The 16,701-nt window shown below is 27.1% G+C and carries 15 protein-coding genes and 2 tRNA genes; 10 read left to right on the top strand and 7 right to left on the bottom strand.

The genetic code is table 11. The annotated features are described in order from the left end of the window. Nucleotides 1-137 precede the first annotated feature (137 nt). The 3 genes from K5563_RS02700 to K5563_RS02690 all read right to left on the bottom strand — a co-directional run bounded on the left by K5563_RS02700 (nt 138) and on the right by K5563_RS02690 (nt 2,313). A complete protein-coding gene (locus tag K5563_RS02700) occupies nt 138-677 on the bottom strand; it encodes a tetratricopeptide repeat protein (RefSeq protein ID WP_221037461.1) in 540 nt (179 codons plus the stop codon). Between the two features lie 95 nt (nt 678-772). Then, the gene (locus K5563_RS02695) at nt 773-1,885 is read right to left on the bottom strand and encodes a hypothetical protein (RefSeq protein ID WP_255571079.1); all 1,113 of its coding nucleotides are present in this window, start codon (nt 1,883-1,885) and stop codon (nt 773-775) included. 200 nt (nt 1,886-2,085) lie between these two features. Further along, complete coding sequence (locus K5563_RS02690; protein WP_221037460.1) at nt 2,086-2,313, bottom strand: KTSC domain-containing protein; 228 nt, start codon at nt 2,311-2,313, stop codon at nt 2,086-2,088. A gap of 487 nt (nt 2,314-2,800) precedes the next feature. Between K5563_RS02690 and fusA the strand changes: the two genes are divergently transcribed. The 7 genes from fusA (at nt 2,801) to K5563_RS02655 (ending at nt 8,567) form a co-directional block, all read left to right on the top strand. Next, nucleotides 2,801-4,879 (top strand): elongation factor G, encoded by a 2,079-nt coding sequence (fusA, locus tag K5563_RS02685; RefSeq protein ID WP_221037459.1) that lies wholly within the window; start codon nt 2,801-2,803, stop codon nt 4,877-4,879. Nucleotides 4,880-4,890: 11 nt separating this feature from the next. Continuing rightward, nucleotides 4,891-5,586, top strand: a complete 696-nt coding sequence (locus K5563_RS02680; protein WP_221037458.1) for a Bax inhibitor-1/YccA family protein — start codon at nt 4,891-4,893, stop codon at nt 5,584-5,586. Nucleotides 5,587-5,657: 71 nt separating this feature from the next. Next, entirely contained in the window at nt 5,658-6,008 is a 351-nt protein-coding gene (locus K5563_RS02675) for a polymer-forming cytoskeletal protein (RefSeq protein WP_221037457.1), read from the top strand. Then, nucleotides 6,005-6,631: a tetratricopeptide repeat protein gene (locus K5563_RS02670; protein ID WP_221037456.1), complete on the top strand. Its 627-nt coding sequence runs from the start codon at nt 6,005-6,007 to the stop codon at nt 6,629-6,631. Before K5563_RS02675 ends, K5563_RS02670 begins: the two co-directional genes overlap by 4 nt. Before the next feature lie 67 nt (nt 6,632-6,698). Next, nucleotides 6,699-6,771, top strand: a tRNA-Lys gene (locus K5563_RS02665). 123 nt (nt 6,772-6,894) lie between these two features. Continuing rightward, nucleotides 6,895-6,967 (top strand) — tRNA-Lys (locus tag K5563_RS02660). Between the two features lie 130 nt (nt 6,968-7,097). Next, entirely contained in the window at nt 7,098-8,567 is a 1,470-nt protein-coding gene (locus K5563_RS02655) for a hypothetical protein (RefSeq protein ID WP_221037455.1), read from the top strand. A gap of 15 nt (nt 8,568-8,582) precedes the next feature. Here the strand turns inward: K5563_RS02655 and K5563_RS02650 are convergent, their stop codons facing one another. From K5563_RS02650 to K5563_RS02635, 4 genes are read right to left on the bottom strand one after another with little or no spacing between them, the layout of a single operon-like run. Then, complete coding sequence (locus tag K5563_RS02650) at nt 8,583-11,393, bottom strand: insulinase family protein (protein ID WP_221037454.1); 2,811 nt, start codon at nt 11,391-11,393, stop codon at nt 8,583-8,585. Further along, nucleotides 11,390-12,145 (bottom strand): hypothetical protein, encoded by a 756-nt coding sequence (locus K5563_RS02645; protein WP_221037453.1) that lies wholly within the window; start codon nt 12,143-12,145, stop codon nt 11,390-11,392. Before K5563_RS02645 ends, K5563_RS02650 begins: the two co-directional genes overlap by 4 nt. Before the next feature lie 15 nt (nt 12,146-12,160). Next, nucleotides 12,161-12,919 (bottom strand): exodeoxyribonuclease III, encoded by a 759-nt coding sequence (gene xth, locus K5563_RS02640; protein WP_221037452.1) that lies wholly within the window; start codon nt 12,917-12,919, stop codon nt 12,161-12,163. Between the two features lie 16 nt (nt 12,920-12,935). Beyond that, nucleotides 12,936-13,694 carry an MBL fold metallo-hydrolase gene (locus K5563_RS02635; RefSeq protein ID WP_221037451.1) on the bottom strand — a complete coding sequence of 253 codons (759 nt, stop codon included), beginning with the start codon at nt 13,692-13,694 and terminating at the stop codon, nt 12,936-12,938. A gap of 280 nt (nt 13,695-13,974) precedes the next feature. Here K5563_RS02635 and K5563_RS02630 point away from each other — a divergent pair, with 280 nt between their 5' ends. The 3 genes from K5563_RS02630 to K5563_RS02620 are packed head-to-tail and all read left to right on the top strand — an operon-like array spanning nt 13,975 to nt 16,668. Beyond that, on the top strand, nt 13,975-15,261 hold the full coding sequence (locus K5563_RS02630) for a hypothetical protein (RefSeq protein WP_221037450.1): 1,287 nt from the start codon (nt 13,975-13,977) through the stop codon (nt 15,259-15,261). A gap of 2 nt (nt 15,262-15,263) precedes the next feature. Continuing rightward, a complete protein-coding gene (locus K5563_RS02625) occupies nt 15,264-15,875 on the top strand; it encodes a glucosaminidase domain-containing protein (RefSeq protein ID WP_221037449.1) in 612 nt (203 codons plus the stop codon). After that, nucleotides 15,862-16,668: a TIGR02757 family protein gene (locus tag K5563_RS02620; RefSeq protein ID WP_221037448.1), complete on the top strand. Its 807-nt coding sequence runs from the start codon at nt 15,862-15,864 to the stop codon at nt 16,666-16,668. Before K5563_RS02625 ends, K5563_RS02620 begins: the two co-directional genes overlap by 14 nt. The last annotated feature ends 33 nt before the right edge of the window (nt 16,669-16,701 follow it).

Below are 16,701 nucleotides of genomic sequence, written 5' to 3'. Positions count from 1 at the left end.
ACTTAAAAATAAAATTCTTATCCTAAGAATAACTTAATCCCTCCTTAAAACATTTAAATTAACATGAAAACTTAATTAATTGTATCAATACAAACAAAAGATAATGAACTAATATAGCATAAAATGCTCTTTATACTCTAGCCACCACTTTCCAACAAAGATGAAACTATCTCATTTGCATTCGAAGGTATTGAATAATTTAATTCTTTATATTTCAAAATATATTTCTTTGCGTTTTCTAAATCATTCTTTAAATAATAAATATAAAAAGTATTAAATAATGCTTCTTGATTAGCAGGTACTACTTCTAAATTTTTTAAATAAAATTTTAAAGCCTCATCTAGATTACCCTTTTTAAAGAATAAATAAGCCTTTAAATTAACTAACAAAACATTGTCTGGATCCTTTTTTAGTAAAGATTTAATTTCTAACTCAGCTTTATCATATTGCTTTAAATTGATATAAGCCAAAACAAAATTATAACTGGATGCATCATCTACATTAACATTAAATTTAATAGCTTGTTCATAAAGCGCAACCGAAGTCTCATTATTTCCAAGATCATCATTTAATTTAGCAAGTTTATAATATTCATCTGATATAGCCTGATATTCTTTAGAAAGAGTGCCACAAGATAATAATAAATAAAAAAAGAAAAAAGATGAGCTCTTACGCATTAAAATCAAATCCAAACATTTTAGATAACATAAAAATTAGGCAAAATATTCAAAACTAAATCTAAATATTAAACACAGTATTAATGATTAAAATCTCAAAAAATTACTGGAATCTCAAATCCAAGTCCAACTCTTAAATCTCTATATTTAAAATCATTAACAGAAAATAACACTGATGATTCTAAATTAAGAAATGCCAATCTGAATCTTAAGCCTGTTTCAACAATACTAAAAGGATTAATTATCTTATTATTACTAGATAAATTCCCAACATAAACAGGATCTGCAACTAAAGATTTATCACCAAAACCCGTAAACAAAGCAGCAGCTAAATAATAAATATCGTATTTAACAAATAATCTTGGTATAATTCCTATACCAAATTTATCAGGAGAAGATGAATCCTTTAAAAAGTCTAAATCCATAATACTTCGACCAAGATTCATACCAAAACCAAGCTCAAAACCATAATAAAAATTACTATCAGCAATAGGAAGACCAACTTGAAAATATCCTTGAAAACCAGTACTAAACAAAGGTGATAATTTTCTTCTCAAAGCATCATTTAAAATAGTACCTGGAGTAGTAAGTTCATCCCGCAATTTCAAAATATCTTCTTTACTACTAACTCCAAGTTCTTTTAAGTGACCAAAGAATTCATCTTTTAGATCCATAGCATTTTTTGCTGTTTCCTCTAAATGATCTAACATTTTTTTGATCTTCAAGCCATCCTTATCTAACTTCTTAATTAAATCTTTGGCCTTTAACTTAGATAGTTCAGAAAAAAATTTTTCAGGATCTTTAGCAAGATCAGCACTCTTTAAAAATGAACGCAAATCACTTATTGCAGTTTTTTTAAAATTTGTATCATTAGCATTGGTTAAAGTAGTACCATTATTGGTTTGATCAATATCATCATATAAATTTGTAAAAAGTTCTAAACTTTCTTGTGCAGAATGATATAGATCATACGTACTATTAGAAAGTGCATCCACATGAGTTAATAAATCATTTTTCATATTTTTTATGATAGATAACAATTCAAAACTCATCCACTTATCTAAAACCGTATAAGTTTTCTTATTAAATAAAAAAAGTGATTCAAGACTAAATTGAGTATTAAAACCCGCTGCAAAATAAAAAATCTTAGCATAAGAAACATTTAACAATAAAAACATCATTATAAATGACAACAACTTCTTCATCATTATCTAGATCCTATAAAAACTGCTAATTTTACCAAATTTAACAATTTAGTAAAATTATAACTCTTATTTAAAAAAATATCAAGATAATTATGGATAATAGCGATTTTATTATATCGAAATTAACAATATTAAAGCAAATAAAAAGGGCTTCTTAATATATTAAGAAGCCCTTACTCAATTATTAATCTAAATGACTAGAACTAAAGCTTTTCTTGATCATATTTGTTAAAGATATGCTCTGTCAAATATTTACCAACTGATTTTCTCTCTTGCACAAGCTTAGATATCATATTAAAATGCCTTGGCTCAATTTTGAAATATTTATAAGCTCGCCCGTCCTTAAAAAAGATAGAAAGTTCAGACAAAGCAGAATCATAATCCACCTGATGTATTTTGCTCAATTCATGAGATATTGTTAAAGTATTCAAACTTATACCCTCCAATTATTATTCTTAGGAGTATAAAATATAAAGTAAAGAAAGAGTAAATTCATTAAATGTTAAGCATTTTTAATCAATAAAATCAAAATTTACTAAATGATATATTCCTTGTAATTAATTTTATACTTTTAATAAAACTTAGTCAAGTAAATCTTTAAATGATTAAATCACATAAAATAATTCAAACTCAAAACAATTGTATTTTTCTGGTCAACAAAAAATATCTTCTTTAAGACTAAAAGATATAATTTGTCACCGAATTAAAATGATTTTTTATTATAAACACTTAAATCTTTTTTACCAAAAGCTACCAATAAAGCCACAAGCAGTTTAATGACTACTTTTTAAAAAATGCATTTATATTTTAAGTCAAACCAATTAAAACAGTTTAAAATAGACTTTTTTTAAAAAACCATGTAAAATCCTTAAGATAAGTAGTGTTCTAATTAATATATACTCAGGAGGAAAATAGTCCATGGACTATCAAAAATTGCGAAATATAGGCATTAGTGCCCATATTGATTCAGGGAAAACCACACTTACAGAACGTATCCTTTTTTATTGTAACAAAATTCATGCTATTCATGAAGTAAAAGGTAAAGATGGAGTTGGAGCAACAATGGATTCAATGGAACTTGAAAGAGAACGAGGAATCACAATAGCATCAGCTGCAACTCATGTTGAATGGAAAAGTCATCCTATTAATATTATTGACACCCCAGGTCACGTTGACTTCACAATTGAAGTAGAACGTTCACTTAGAGTTCTAGATGGAGCAATACTTGTTCTTGATTCTGTTGCAGGAGTACAATCTCAATCAATTACAGTTGACAGACAATTAAAAAGATATAATGTACCACGTCTGGCTTTCATAAATAAATGTGATAAAACTGGAGCAAATCCCAATAATGTCAAAGAGCAACTTAAAGATAAGCTTGATTTAAACTCAGTTTTAATGCAAATTCCAATTGGACTTGAAGATAAGCATATGGGAGTTGTAGATCTTGTCTTAATGAAAGCATATTATTTTGAAGGCAAAGATGGAACAGAAATTATAGAAAAAGAAATTCCTGCTGAGCTACTAAAGGAAGCTGAGGAAAAACGAAAAATAATGCTTGATGCTTTATCTGACTTTAACGATGAACTTATGGAATTGCATATGGAGGGTCAAGACGTATCTTCAGACACAATATATAATGCAATTAGAACAGGTACTTTGGCTTTAAAACTTTGTCCTGTATTTATGGGATCCGCTTATAAAAATAAAGGTGTACAGCTTCTACTTGATGCTGTAACGAGGTTCTTACCTTGTCCTTATGATGTTAAAAATGTTGCACTCGACTTAAATGCGAATGAAAAAGAAACCGAACTTAAAATTGATGAAAACTTACCAACTGTAGCTTTAGCTTTTAAACTTGAAGATGGACAATACGGACAATTAACTTATGTAAGAATATACCAAGGAGTTTTAAGAAAAGGACAAGAACTAGTAAATTCAAGAACTTCCAAAAAGTTTAAAGTCGGAAGACTTATTAGAATGCATGCAAGTAATACTGAAGATATTGAATTTGGAGGCAGTGGAGATATTGTTGCATTATTTGGAATAGACTGTGCCTCAGGTGATACATTTTGCGACCCTTCTATTAACTATTCAATGACATCAATGTATATTCCAGAACCAGTAATATCGTTATCTATAAAACCTAAAGACAAAAAATCAGCTGACAATATGGCAAAAGCTCTTGGAAGATTTACAAAAGAAGATCCTACATTTAAGACTTATGTAGATACTGAATCAAAAGAAACAATAATACAAGGAATGGGTGAACTACACTTAGAAGTGTACATTGAGAGAATGAAAAGAGAATTTAAGGCAGAAGTTGAAACAGGCATGCCTCAAGTAGCATACAGAGAAACTATTACAGATAAAGCAGAATTTAACTACACCCATAAAAAGCAATCAGGAGGTGCAGGTCAATTTGGAAGAGTTGCTGGATTTATGGAACCACTTAATACAGAAGAACAAAATTATGAATTTGTTAATCTTATAAAGGGTGGAGTGATTCCAACAGAATATATTCCATCATGTGACAAAGGATTCCAAAAAGCTATGGAAAGAGGAACTTTAATTGGTTTTCCAATTGTAGGGATCAAAATTACAATTAATGATGGTCAATACCATGTTGTTGACTCCTCAGATATGGCATTCCAGCTTGCAGCAATTGGAGCATTCAGAGAAGCTTATAATAAAGCAAAACCTACAATACTAGAGCCAATCATGAGAGTAACTCTTGAGGGTCCAACCGAATTTCAAGGCAATATGTTTGGCCTTTTAAACCAAAGAAGAGGAATCATTTTAGGTTCTATTGAAGAGGGCAGTTTTTCAAAGGTTGAAGCCGAAGTGCCTTTAAGCGAAATGTTTGGATTTTCAACTGTTTTAAGATCGTCCACACAAGGAAAAGCTGAATTTGCAATGGAATTTCTAAGATATGGAAAAGTTCCAAGTACCATATTTGCTGAATTATGTAAAAAATTTAACGAACAAAATAAATAGGAGGGATTATTATGTTTGAATTAAGTCAAGTTAAACAAGAAATAAAAATAAAAAATAAATTCCTTGCTCAAGTTTTTGGGTTAATGGCAATTGGTCTTTTAATATCTGCAGTATTTGCATATACAACATCTGAAAATGCAGCAATGCGTGCCGTAATATTTTCAAATCCAATGTTGTACATAACCATGTTAATTGTACAGTTTGGACTTGTTTATGCAATAAGTGGAGCAATCGAAAAAATATCAAGTAGCACAGCAACAGCGCTCTTTTTAGGATACTCAGCTTTATCAGGAGTAACCCTATCTTCTATATTTATGATATACACACAAGGGTCAATATTTTACACATTTGGAATTACTTCTATAACTTTTCTTGCAATGTCTTTTTATGGATATACAACAAGCACAGACCTTACAAAAATGGGAAGCTACTTTATAATGGGAATATGGGGCATTATTATTGCATCAATTTTGAATATGTTCTTAAAAAGTTCAGGTCTTGATTTTTTAGTTTCAATTATAGGTGTTATATTATTTACAGGTTTAACAGCTTATGATGTTCAAAATATTTCTAAAATGAATAGAATGCTAGAAGATGATACTGAAATTAAAAACCGAATGGCAATTGTAGCATCATTAAAGCTTTACCTAGACTTTATAAATCTATTCTTACATTTACTAAGATTTTTAGGACAAAGAAGAGATTAAAAGTAACAAAATATTTCAAGTCAAAATCAAAATGAATGCTTTAAATTAAGCATTCATTTTGAGGAGTTAAATTGAGTATAGACACCCTAGAATTTGCAGAAAATAATATACAAAATGTTATAAAAAGTAATTTTGAATTTGAAGGATATATAGAAAGCAATAAGCCAATAATTATCGAAGGAATACTAAAAGGACTTATTAAGTCTACCAACTCAATATATCTAAGAGAAAAGGCTAATGTAGAAGCAGAAATTAAGTGTAAGGACTTCCTAAATCATGGAATAATGAAGGGAAATGTAGAGGCTTTAGAAACAATAAAAATTTACAAAACTGGAAAATTAATTGGAAATATTAAAACAAAAGAACTCTTCATAGATTCAGGAGCACTATTTAATGGAAACTGCGAAATGGAGAAAACATGATAAATAAAAGCCTTTGTTTAAAAATAATTTTTATTTTACTTTCGGGCTTCTTAACCCTAATAAACGCACAAGAAAAAGAGGATTCTCTTTTACTATACAAACAAGGTAAATTTCAAGAAGCAATTATAAATACTCAAGAAGAACTAAAACATAAGCCAAAAAATCTAGATGCAAGAGCAATACTTATATGGAGCCTAATAGCATCAGGCGAATATAAAAAAGCTGAGCTAGAATCTATTAAAGGCCTTGATATAAACAAATATGATCCAAGAATAATTCAAACATTAGGAGAAGCCTATTTTTTTCAAGGACAATATAAAAATGCTTTAAAATATTTTCAAAAATATATTAGTCTGGCACCAAATGGAGCACGAATAGTCAAAGTGTATATTTTAATAGCAGATTCTTTTTATAAGCTTGAAAGATATAACGAAGCTGATTTTTCATATGAAAACGCTTTAAGATTTTTGCCAAATAATCAAAACATACTATTAAAGCTTGCCAAATCAAGACTTAATGCAAAAAATAAAGCTTTAGCAAAAGACACTTTAACAAAGTTATTAACTCTAAATCCCAATCATTTAGAAGCAAAAAAACTACTAGAAAAGATAGAAAAAAAATAATCATAATCCTTGACATTTATACCTACAAGCATTTATCCTATTTATTAGTTTATTAATAAATAGGAGAGGGCTGCTAGCTCAGGTGGTAGAGCAACGGATTCTTAACCCGCAGGTCACAGGTTCAAATCCTGTGCAGCTCACTTAAATAAGTTAAGCTGGGTACTTTTGCAATCAAAAGTATTGACTTGATTTTAAATAAATGGTAAAATGCTTATTGGTAAATTTGTTGTTTGCCACTTTAATTATTTAATGTTTCTATTTATGGGCTCATAGCTCAGCTGGTAGAGCATCGCCCTTTTAAGGCGGGTGTCGTAGGTTCGAGTCCTACTGAGCTCAATTTTTTGTCCTCTTCGTCTATCGGTCAGGACTCCAGGTTTTCATCCTGGCAAGAGGGGTTCGATTCCCCTAGAGGATGGTAAAAAATATCTAATTAGTTCTCTTTCTCAATAATAAAAGTTATATTATAATGAAAAATATTCTAGCAATGTTAATTTTGTTAGCCAATTATCAAACATCGCAAGCATCGTATGAAAGTCAAAATTTGAAAAATTCCCCAATACTCAATGGCAATCAAACAATAACATATTGTAATAAAGAAGAAATAAGTTGTGTCATATTAAATATAGAAATGCTCAATGATAATTCTATAATAAAAATAAACACTCAAGATAAAAATTTTTCATATAATCTCCCAAAAATAATTAATAAAGAAAAAGAATTAACAATAGAAATTAAAATAAATAATATTAAATCCATTGATCTAAGTAATGCTAAAATAAAAAACTCAAATGCTCAAACAACAGCAAAAGCAAGGTCGCAAAAATTAAAAATACTTATTGATCAAAATGAATATTCTATTAAATTTAATCTTGCTAAAAATATGTTTCCTATCTTAGGCTTTAAAGCAAAAGAAGTAATATCAAGTCCCATGATTACAAGTTTAGATTCTGAAAAAGAATCACAAAAAATAGTATTATCTAATGTCATCAAGTACACATCACTAGAAAATGAAAATGATGAAATAAAATTCACGAGAAATAATAATATGATACAAATAGTAACAATTGGATATATTAATATGAACACTTATTATGACATAAACAAACCAATCAATTCTGATCTCAAATTCATATTAAATTATAAAAAATCAAATTATAGAAGAAATACGTTTGAACTTTTTAATCTAATATCTGAACCTAACATATATATACTAAAATTTAAGAATCTCAAATACCAGTCTTTAATGTTAAAAAGAATAGCATTTTTCACAGAAAAAAAAGAATTTAGAGGAATCTTACTCTCCAACAACGAACTAGAAAATAAAATAGGATGGAGAGGTCACGATTACCGACTTCAAGACATAATTATATTTTTCAACACAGCACAAAAGTCAAATATCAAACTTAACCAAGAAGAAATAATTTTAAAAAATTTAATTATACTGAATAAGTTAGCATATATGGAAAACAATATACTAAAAATAAAAGATAAATCCATAAACGTTGCATTTGCAGCTTATCCAGAAGATGAAACTATACTAAGCATAGATCAAATAACAATATTTATGCATGAAATATTACACATGTATTACTTTATAGACAATGATTTTAATAAAGCAATCTATAATTTCTGGAATAACAATGTTTCACAAGAAGATAAACAAGTTTGGATTCAATTTTTAGACAGTAAAGATTATGATACTAATTATCAATATCTAGTAATAAATGAATTTTATGCTTATATAAGCCAAGTTCCAAAAGAAGATATTGCAAACTATTTAATTAACACTAACTATTTTCCCAAACTCGGACTAAATAGATACGATAAATGGGGTAAAAAATTAGAAAAATTATTATGGGAAAAAAAAGGACTAATATCTGGAGAGCTATTAGTCCTTTTTAAAGACAAAATAATAAAAGATTCAAATAACATTTAATTATAAAACTTTAAACTAATTACCCTTCTTTTCAGGAACTAACACAATCTCTGTTTTCTGTTTAAAATCAATTTTCTTAAACAACATATTTATAGTATCCTTACTTAAATTCTTTTCAATAAATTTAACATCTAAATTATTATTCCAAAAAATTGAAAATAATATCTTTTCAACCCAATAGCCATTAGATTCAGAGTTGATATTATCATTTTTAATGATATTCTTCTTAACATAATCAAAATCGTGTTCGTTAAAACCTATTTTTTGTCTCTCTACAATATATTCATTGACAGCCTTTAAAACATTATCAAAAACTTTAGGCTCAACGGAAAAAGATATACAAATAAAACCATCTGAATTAGAATGTTTTCTAATTACATAATCAAAAGATGCGCTTATTGAATAAACACTAGACAGCTTTCTTCTAATATTCTTAATAAGGTCATCACTCAAAAGCAATGATAAAGCCTTATAATTCAAAGCAACCGAAGGTGTGTAGTTAAAATTAAAAGGATAATAAACGCACACTAAACTACTTGCATCCTCACCCTTTTTTACAACTATTCTTTGTGTACCTTTTTTATAGGAATAATCTATATCTTTAAACTCATCCAACTCTTTAGAATTTAAATTACCCAAATACTTTTTTGAAAGATTTTTTATTGTCTCTAAGTCAGTATCTCCCACAAATATAAATTTAAAATTATTAGCATAAGTAAACCTTTTTTTATAAAAACTTAAAAGAATATCCTTTGATATATTGTTCAAATCAGCTTCCTGAATATCCCTAAAACGATAATCATCATTATTCAAAAATCGTCTAATAGTACTATAAAAAAGATGTTTAGAATCATTTTCATTACTCTTAATACTTGCTTTTAAATCAGTAATGGCATTTTGCAAAACAATATCATCTATTTTTGGCTCATTAAATATAAAGTATATAAGCTGAAAAAAAGTTTCAAGATCTTTTGTATCAACACTACCATTAATGCTTGACATTTGATCACCAACTGAAGGCATTAAATTCATAGTCTTACCTGATAAATATTTTTCAACTTGAAGCATAGAATAATCTCCATATCCTGAATTAGAGACTATTCTTGGAGCCAAAGATAAAACGGGAACAAGCTCAGGATTTTCACTTAACAAACCACCCCAAGAATGCGCATTCAAAGTTAATAAATTTTTATTACGTTCATTATGTTTAAAGTAAACTTCAACACCATTTTCCAGCATAAATGATGAAATTCCCTCAGATAATTCTTTTTCATCAACAATCTCTTTGCTTTTCAAAGACTTTTTAAAGAATTCTCCCTGAATCGATACTGCATTATAAGGTTTAATTTCTTGCTTTAAAGCAGAATCACGTAATTTGTTAATCTCTTCAAGGGTTAAATTAGGATGAGATTTATTAGAATAACAATATAAAATAGCCATATCATCTATATTTGCTTCACTCTTGGCCAAATCTGAAATTGATCTCACACTAATCTTATTTAAATAATCAATAGCAATATCAACATACTCACTCATGTCAAACATAGTAGAATTTTGAAAAGCAATATCAACTAAACTATTCTCAATACTAGATGAAGATTGGTTCTTAATGTTATCTTTACTTAACTTATAATTACTTATAAGTTTAGATTTGACTTCATCAATTTCTCCTTGTGTAAAACCAAATTTCTTGATTCTCTCAAGCTCATAAAAAAACTCTTTTATACCTTCACTGAAATGATCTGGATTAATTTCTAAAGAAATTTGCTCAATTGAAATATAATGATCATCTGATTTTAACTTAGAATCATTTCTATCAAGTGAAATAAAATGATTTGTTCCAGCGGTCTTTAAGTCATAAAATCTATTTCTAAATAGACTGTTTAATAAAATTCTCTCAATAGATTTTTTGACATCATCAACAGTACCTACACTATTTTTAGCATTTTTTTTAATAACAAAATTCATGGAAGGAAATGGTACTTCAAAATCTTCTATACTTATAAATTTCTCGCTTATTGCTGTATCCAAATTAATTTTAATATCTTCAAGCTTAATTTTCGGTTTTTCTAAAGATGAAAATTGCTCTATCACTTTTTTTTCAATTTTATCAGACTCAATATCTCCTACAATAATGACACTAGTAACATCTGGTCTATACCATTTCTTATAAAATCTCTTAAAGTCTTCTGATTTAAAAGACAAAATTCTCTCTTCAAGTCCAATAGGCAATCTGACTGTATATCTACTATTACCAAAAATAAATCCCAATACCTTTTCAGTAATTCTACCTAAATAATTATCTCCAATCTTCTTTTCTTCAATAATAACATTACGTTCTTTTTCTATTTCTACTTCATCAAATTCAATCTGAAAAGCCCAGTTTCTTAATAAATTCAAAGCCTCATCAATTTCTGTATTATTATTACCATCTGATAAATTAAGCTTATAATAAGTCCTATCAAAACTAGTATAAGCATTAATATCAGCGCCAAATTCCATACCAAATTTTTTTAGAGTTTTAAAAATACCCTCACCACCAGGGTAATCCTTTGTACCCTTAAAAGCCATATGTTCAAGATAATGTGCCAACCCTCTTTCACTCTCTTCTTCATTTAAAGATCCAACATTAAATAAGATCCCCATATAAACAGCCTTAGCAGGAACTTTATTTGCATAAATATAATATTTAAGCCCATTTTCAAGCTGGCCACTTACTAAATTTTTATTTCTCTTTAATTTAGTAGATGAACAAGATAAAAAAATAAATACTAAGATTAAAAAGGTAGATTTTAAAATATTGATATCAATATACTTATACTTCATTTAATTTTCCTTGCATTTAAACTAATTTCTATATTATAAGCTTTTTTAATTTGTTTCAAAATAGATGAAAATCCAAACTCATACCAATCCTTAATACCCTTTAACCTAGAAACAGGAAACAAGTCATAAAATAAAAATAAGGATTCTTCATTTGATAACTTTGCAATATCATCAAAGTAAACTTTTTTATTCAATTCTTCCACATAAACATAAGGTCCATACTTATCCAAAATAAACTTACTAAAATCAGGTTCTAGAATACTTGCATTATAAATTTCGATAGTAGAATGTTCACTTGATATGTTTTCATAGCCTTTAAAAGGTAATGGATCTAAAATCACAAACTTACCATCTTGAAATCCTATATTTCGACCATCTAAAGTTTTAAAAAATCCATCATTACCATCACAATAAATGAAAAGATTTAAATCTTTTGATGCTTTTAAAATAAACTTCGTATTTTTACAATTTTTCAAATATTTTAAATCATTATTATGTTGCATACTATCTAAATTAGTATTTTCATTTATAATTTTAATACCCTTCTCAGTTAAAGCCTGATTGGCTAAATCAATATATGTAAAGAGTTCATTATTTTGACTGAAATGTTTCTCTCGTTCCAATAATTGAATTACAAGCAAAAGCTCTGTATTTTCAAGATAGCGATAAAAATTAATATTATTTAAATCAATACCAAAAATTGACCCATGAATAAATAAAACACTAATAATAATTGTAAAATATTTAAACATCTAACACCTCTTATACTAGCTTAAATCCAACAAAATAGGACAATGATCACTTCCCATTACTTCACTTAAAATTAAAGAATTTTTTATCTTGGACTTAAAGTTTGCATTAACAACAAAATAATCGATCCTCCAACCTATATTACGCTCTCTCGATTTTGTTCTATAATCCCACCAAGTATAATTACCCGGCTCCTTATTAAACATTCTAAAAGTATCAACATAACCTTGATTTAAAAAAGAATCCATCCAAGTAGTTTCTTCAATATAAAAACCAGCAGATTCCCTGCTAGTTTTAGGATTAAATAAATCAATTTCTGTATGAGCAATATTAAAATCACCACAAATAATAATATTCTTTCCAGAACTTACAAGTGAATTTGCAATAGACTCAAGACTAGTTAGAAACTCAAGCTTATAATTAAGTCTTTTTCTTAAAGCTTGAGAATTAGGGAAATACGAATTAATAAGAATAAAATCACTATAATAAACAATTAAACATCTTCCTTCCCTATCAAATCCTTCTATATTCATATTCTCTACTTTAATGGGATCAATCTTTGAATAAAGACCAACTCCACTATAACCTTTAATTACGGACTTTGAAAAGTAAGAATAATATCCTTTAATATTAACAAGTTCTTTTGGCAATTGTTCTTTACAAGCCTTAGTTTCTTGAAGGCATAAGATATCCGGATTATATTTTTCAATAAAATCAAGAAAACCTTTACCAAAAAGGGCTCTTATTCCATTTACATTCCAAGAAATCAAATTCATTAACTATAATACCAACTTAAGTATATATCCTAAGACCATCATAAGCCAGATAAATATTATCTCTTTTTAGATAATCAAATTCTTCATGCATTATATCATGCGAAATATGTGTAAAATAAGTGATCTTAGGATTTATTTTTTTAACCTCAACAATAGCATCATCAAAATTTAAATGCCCAGGATGAGGCTTAATCCTTAAAGCATCTATTATAAGTACATCTAATCCTTTTAAATAATTATAAGAAATATCAGGAATAAACTTAACATCAGTAAGATATGCTAAATTATTTATTCTATATCCTAAACTGACTATGTCTCCATGCAATAAAGGAATTGGTATTATATTGATCCCTTTAAAAACAATTTGTTGTAAATCCACTGCCAAATTAGGAAGGACATTAGCTCTCCCGCTTATAGATATTTTTGATGAAAAATTATGCGGAAATGCATTTTTAATATGTTGCATTGTACTCTCACGCGCATAAATGGGCAAAGGAGAAGTTCTAGTGTAACATTTAATATCATCAAATCCCATAATATGATCATAATGCTCATGAGTATACAACACCAAATCTAAATGAATCACATTTTCCCTTAAAAGCTGAATTCTAATATCAGGACCTGTATCAATTAATAAATTTATTCCACGAAGACTTAGCAAAAATGAACTTCTAAGTCTTTTATTTTTAGCTAAGTTTAAACTACATACTTTACAATTGCAATTCAACATAGGAACACCACTTGATGCACCGGTGCCTAAAAAAATTCCCATCATATCTTAACACTGTCCTTTAAGTTAAGAACTCTAATCATATTATAATAAAAACAAACAATAATAAGATAAAAAGCAACAAATATCTAAAATAAGACACACTAAAAAATAAAACAATCTAACTCTAACTTTAAAAAGTTAAAAATAAGGTTATATTTATATATATAATCATTCAAAAAAGAATGACTTATAAAGTATACTAATCATTATAAATGATGATTACAATTTATTTTGTAAATAACATTTTTACGCTTATAATTAATTAAGGAATAAATTATTTTTTATGAACGAACAATATTATGAAGTGATATTCTTAATCAGTTTTAGTATATTCTTAGCAATAAACTTATTCAATATTAAAAGAGAATTCTCTTATGAAGATTATTTTATAGTCTTTCCAGGAATCTTTTTTATAATTACACTATATTTAATAGAAATTAGGCCATTGATGTTTTATATTGGGGCAATATTTTTATTATTTTTAATCATAACTACTATTAAAACTATAAAAACAATAATCCTTAGAAGAAAACAAAATAAAAAATACAATAAACTTCAAAGAATAATTTTAACTATCCCATTTAAAATAATGATAGTATTACCATCAATCATTATTGTACTAACTGCAACAATATTTTCATATCTTGGCTTATTTATCAGTTATCCAGAAGATACAAATCCCAATTACAAAGTAGGTTTTACAAAGATCAAAGATCAAAAGAACAATTTAAACTTATCAATTTGGTATCCAACTAATCTTACTATAGGACTTAGACATCAAAACCCTTTTGCATCTTATAAATTTAATCCATTTTTCATAAATGAAATGAATTATCTCCCTTTATACGCTAATGTCTATAAAGACGCTCCAATTAGCAACAATCAAAAAATATATGAAAGCATCTTAATAATACTGCCATTTTATTCTCATGATGCAATGTTTAAATCATTTGTAAATAGACTAGTTAAAAAAGGAAATATTGTCTATTTATATGCACCAAAATACAAAAATATAAATACTAGCAATTTTGTTAAAAATGACAATTCGGGATTGCTAAGTTATACTTTAAATGTAGCTATTAAGTACTTAGTAGAACCTATAAAAATTTTTAGCGATAGAAAAGATATACCATCTCAAGTTTCAGAGATTCAAAATATTCTTGAACTTATTAAATCAACTCAAAAACTAAAATTTTTAGGTCCTAAAATGAATTTAAATAAGTTAATTCTAATTACAATGGGAAACCAAGCAAACATTGCAAACTCAATTATCAGTGCAAATAAACAGATAAATAAATATATAAATATTGGTGGAAAACCTCAAAATTTAAACATAAAAGCATTGCAACTATTAATAAATAAAGATGAAAATGAATGGCAAAAAGCAAATATCGATCCATCTTCTATAAAGATAATAAATATGAATCATATTGGCGAAATTTCTGATTTTATCTTCAGCAGAAGTTATTTAGAAAGTTTTAATTTTCTTAAAGAGAAAAGCCTGATTGTACCAAGATTTGATTTCATAATCAATGAAATTAATAAATTTATTGAAGAAAGGGGATCTTAAAAATGCCAAAAACATTTTTACTGTTAATAATACCTTTGATATTATTAACAGTAAAAGGTTATTGTGTTGAAGACATAATTGAAATAAACACTGAAATAAAAAAAGAAAAGTATATTCCTTTTTTACTAAGTAAAGGCAAAAGTCAAATAGAAGTTCTGGTTAAATATACATTAAAAATGAATCCTCATCTAGAAGCAGAATATGTGAAAAAAATTGCACAAACTTATATAGACGAATCTCTAATTGAAGGAATAAATTATGATATTGCTTATGCTCAAATGCTACTTGAGACAGGTATTTTAAAATTTAACGGTATTGTTTCTAAAGAACAACACAATTTTTCAGGAATAGGAGCAACTAATAAATTCACAAAGGGTAATTCTTTTTCTAACATTAAAGAAGGAATAAGAGCACATATTCAACATTTAAAAGCTTATGCTTCAAGTAAAAATATAAAATCAAATATGGTTGATCCCAGATTTTACTTAGTAAAAAGGGGTTCTGCACCAACAATATATGATCTAACCGGAAAATGGGCAACAGATAAGCTGTATGATAAAAAGTTAAAGAAAATATTACTTGAATTATTAGAATTTGATAATGCAAAAAGATAAAAATACTATATTAGATACGTTAGAACTCATATACAGTAAATACAATAAAAAAGAATTTGTTCATCCTGATCCCCTAGAATTTTTATATAAATATACTAAACAAGAGGATATTGAGCTAGTGGGACTTATTAGCTCATCATTGGCACTAGGAAGAGTTGAACAAATATTATTAGCAATTGACCAAATTTTAAAACCACTGGGAAATCAGCCCTCAGAAACACTTGAAAGACTTAAAAAAAAAGATTTGGATGTAATATATAAAAACTTTATTTATAGATTTTTTAAAACAGAAGATATTGTTCAATTACTAATGTCTTTTAAAAAGATCAAGGAACATTATTTCACAATTGAAAATTTACTATATAACATTTACAAAAAAAATAAAAACTTAGTATTGAGTTTAGATACTCTAATAACACAAATGGAAAAAATGAATGGGCAATCATTTGGAATAATACTTCCAAAACCTTCAAAAGGCAGTGCTTGTAAAAGATTATTTCTATTTTTAAGATGGATGATAAGAAAAGATGAAGTTGATTTAGGAATTTGGAACAAATTCAATCCATCAAATTTAATAGTGCCAATGGACACTCATATGACATATATCTCATCAAAACTATTTAATATCCAAATCAATAAAAATATAAGTCTTAAAAAAGCAATAGAAGTCACAAAACACTTTTTAAAAAACAATAAAGATGATCCCGTAAAATATGATTTCTCTTTAACCCGATTTGGAATACATAAAGACTTTGACAAAAAAGAATTATTTACAAATATTTTTAAAAATTAAAAATATAACAAAAAAATTTACCAGAAATAAAAT

Source organism: Borrelia sp. HM (assembly GCF_019669085.1).
Taxonomy (GTDB): Bacteria; Spirochaetota; Spirochaetia; order Borreliales; family Borreliaceae; genus Borrelia.
This window is presented reverse-complemented; position numbering and strand designations above follow the sequence as displayed.

What these genes read in the sequence shown, in the direction of transcription:
- K5563_RS02700 (WP_221037461.1), bottom strand. Translation starts at nt 677, where the DNA reads ATGCGTAAGAGCTCATCTTTTTTCTTTTTTTATTTATTATTATCTTGT.
- K5563_RS02695 (WP_255571079.1), bottom strand. Translation starts at nt 1,885, where the DNA reads ATGATGAAGAAGTTGTTGTCATTTATAATGATGTTTTTATTGTTAAAT.
- fusA (WP_221037459.1), top strand. Translation starts at nt 2,801, where the DNA reads ATGGACTATCAAAAATTGCGAAATATAGGCATTAGTGCCCATATTGAT.
- K5563_RS02680 (WP_221037458.1), top strand. Translation starts at nt 4,891, where the DNA reads ATGTTTGAATTAAGTCAAGTTAAACAAGAAATAAAAATAAAAAATAAA.
- K5563_RS02670 (WP_221037456.1), top strand. Translation starts at nt 6,005, where the DNA reads ATGATAAATAAAAGCCTTTGTTTAAAAATAATTTTTATTTTACTTTCG.
- K5563_RS02655 (WP_221037455.1), top strand. Translation starts at nt 7,098, where the DNA reads ATGAAAAATATTCTAGCAATGTTAATTTTGTTAGCCAATTATCAAACA.
- K5563_RS02650 (WP_221037454.1), bottom strand. Translation starts at nt 11,393, where the DNA reads ATGAAGTATAAGTATATTGATATCAATATTTTAAAATCTACCTTTTTA.
- K5563_RS02645 (WP_221037453.1), bottom strand. Translation starts at nt 12,145, where the DNA reads ATGTTTAAATATTTTACAATTATTATTAGTGTTTTATTTATTCATGGG.
- xth (WP_221037452.1), bottom strand. Translation starts at nt 12,919, where the DNA reads ATGAATTTGATTTCTTGGAATGTAAATGGAATAAGAGCCCTTTTTGGT.
- K5563_RS02635 (WP_221037451.1), bottom strand. Translation starts at nt 13,694, where the DNA reads ATGATGGGAATTTTTTTAGGCACCGGTGCATCAAGTGGTGTTCCTATG.
- K5563_RS02630 (WP_221037450.1), top strand. Translation starts at nt 13,975, where the DNA reads ATGAACGAACAATATTATGAAGTGATATTCTTAATCAGTTTTAGTATA.
- K5563_RS02625 (WP_221037449.1), top strand. Translation starts at nt 15,264, where the DNA reads ATGCCAAAAACATTTTTACTGTTAATAATACCTTTGATATTATTAACA.
- K5563_RS02620 (WP_221037448.1), top strand. Translation starts at nt 15,862, where the DNA reads ATGCAAAAAGATAAAAATACTATATTAGATACGTTAGAACTCATATAC.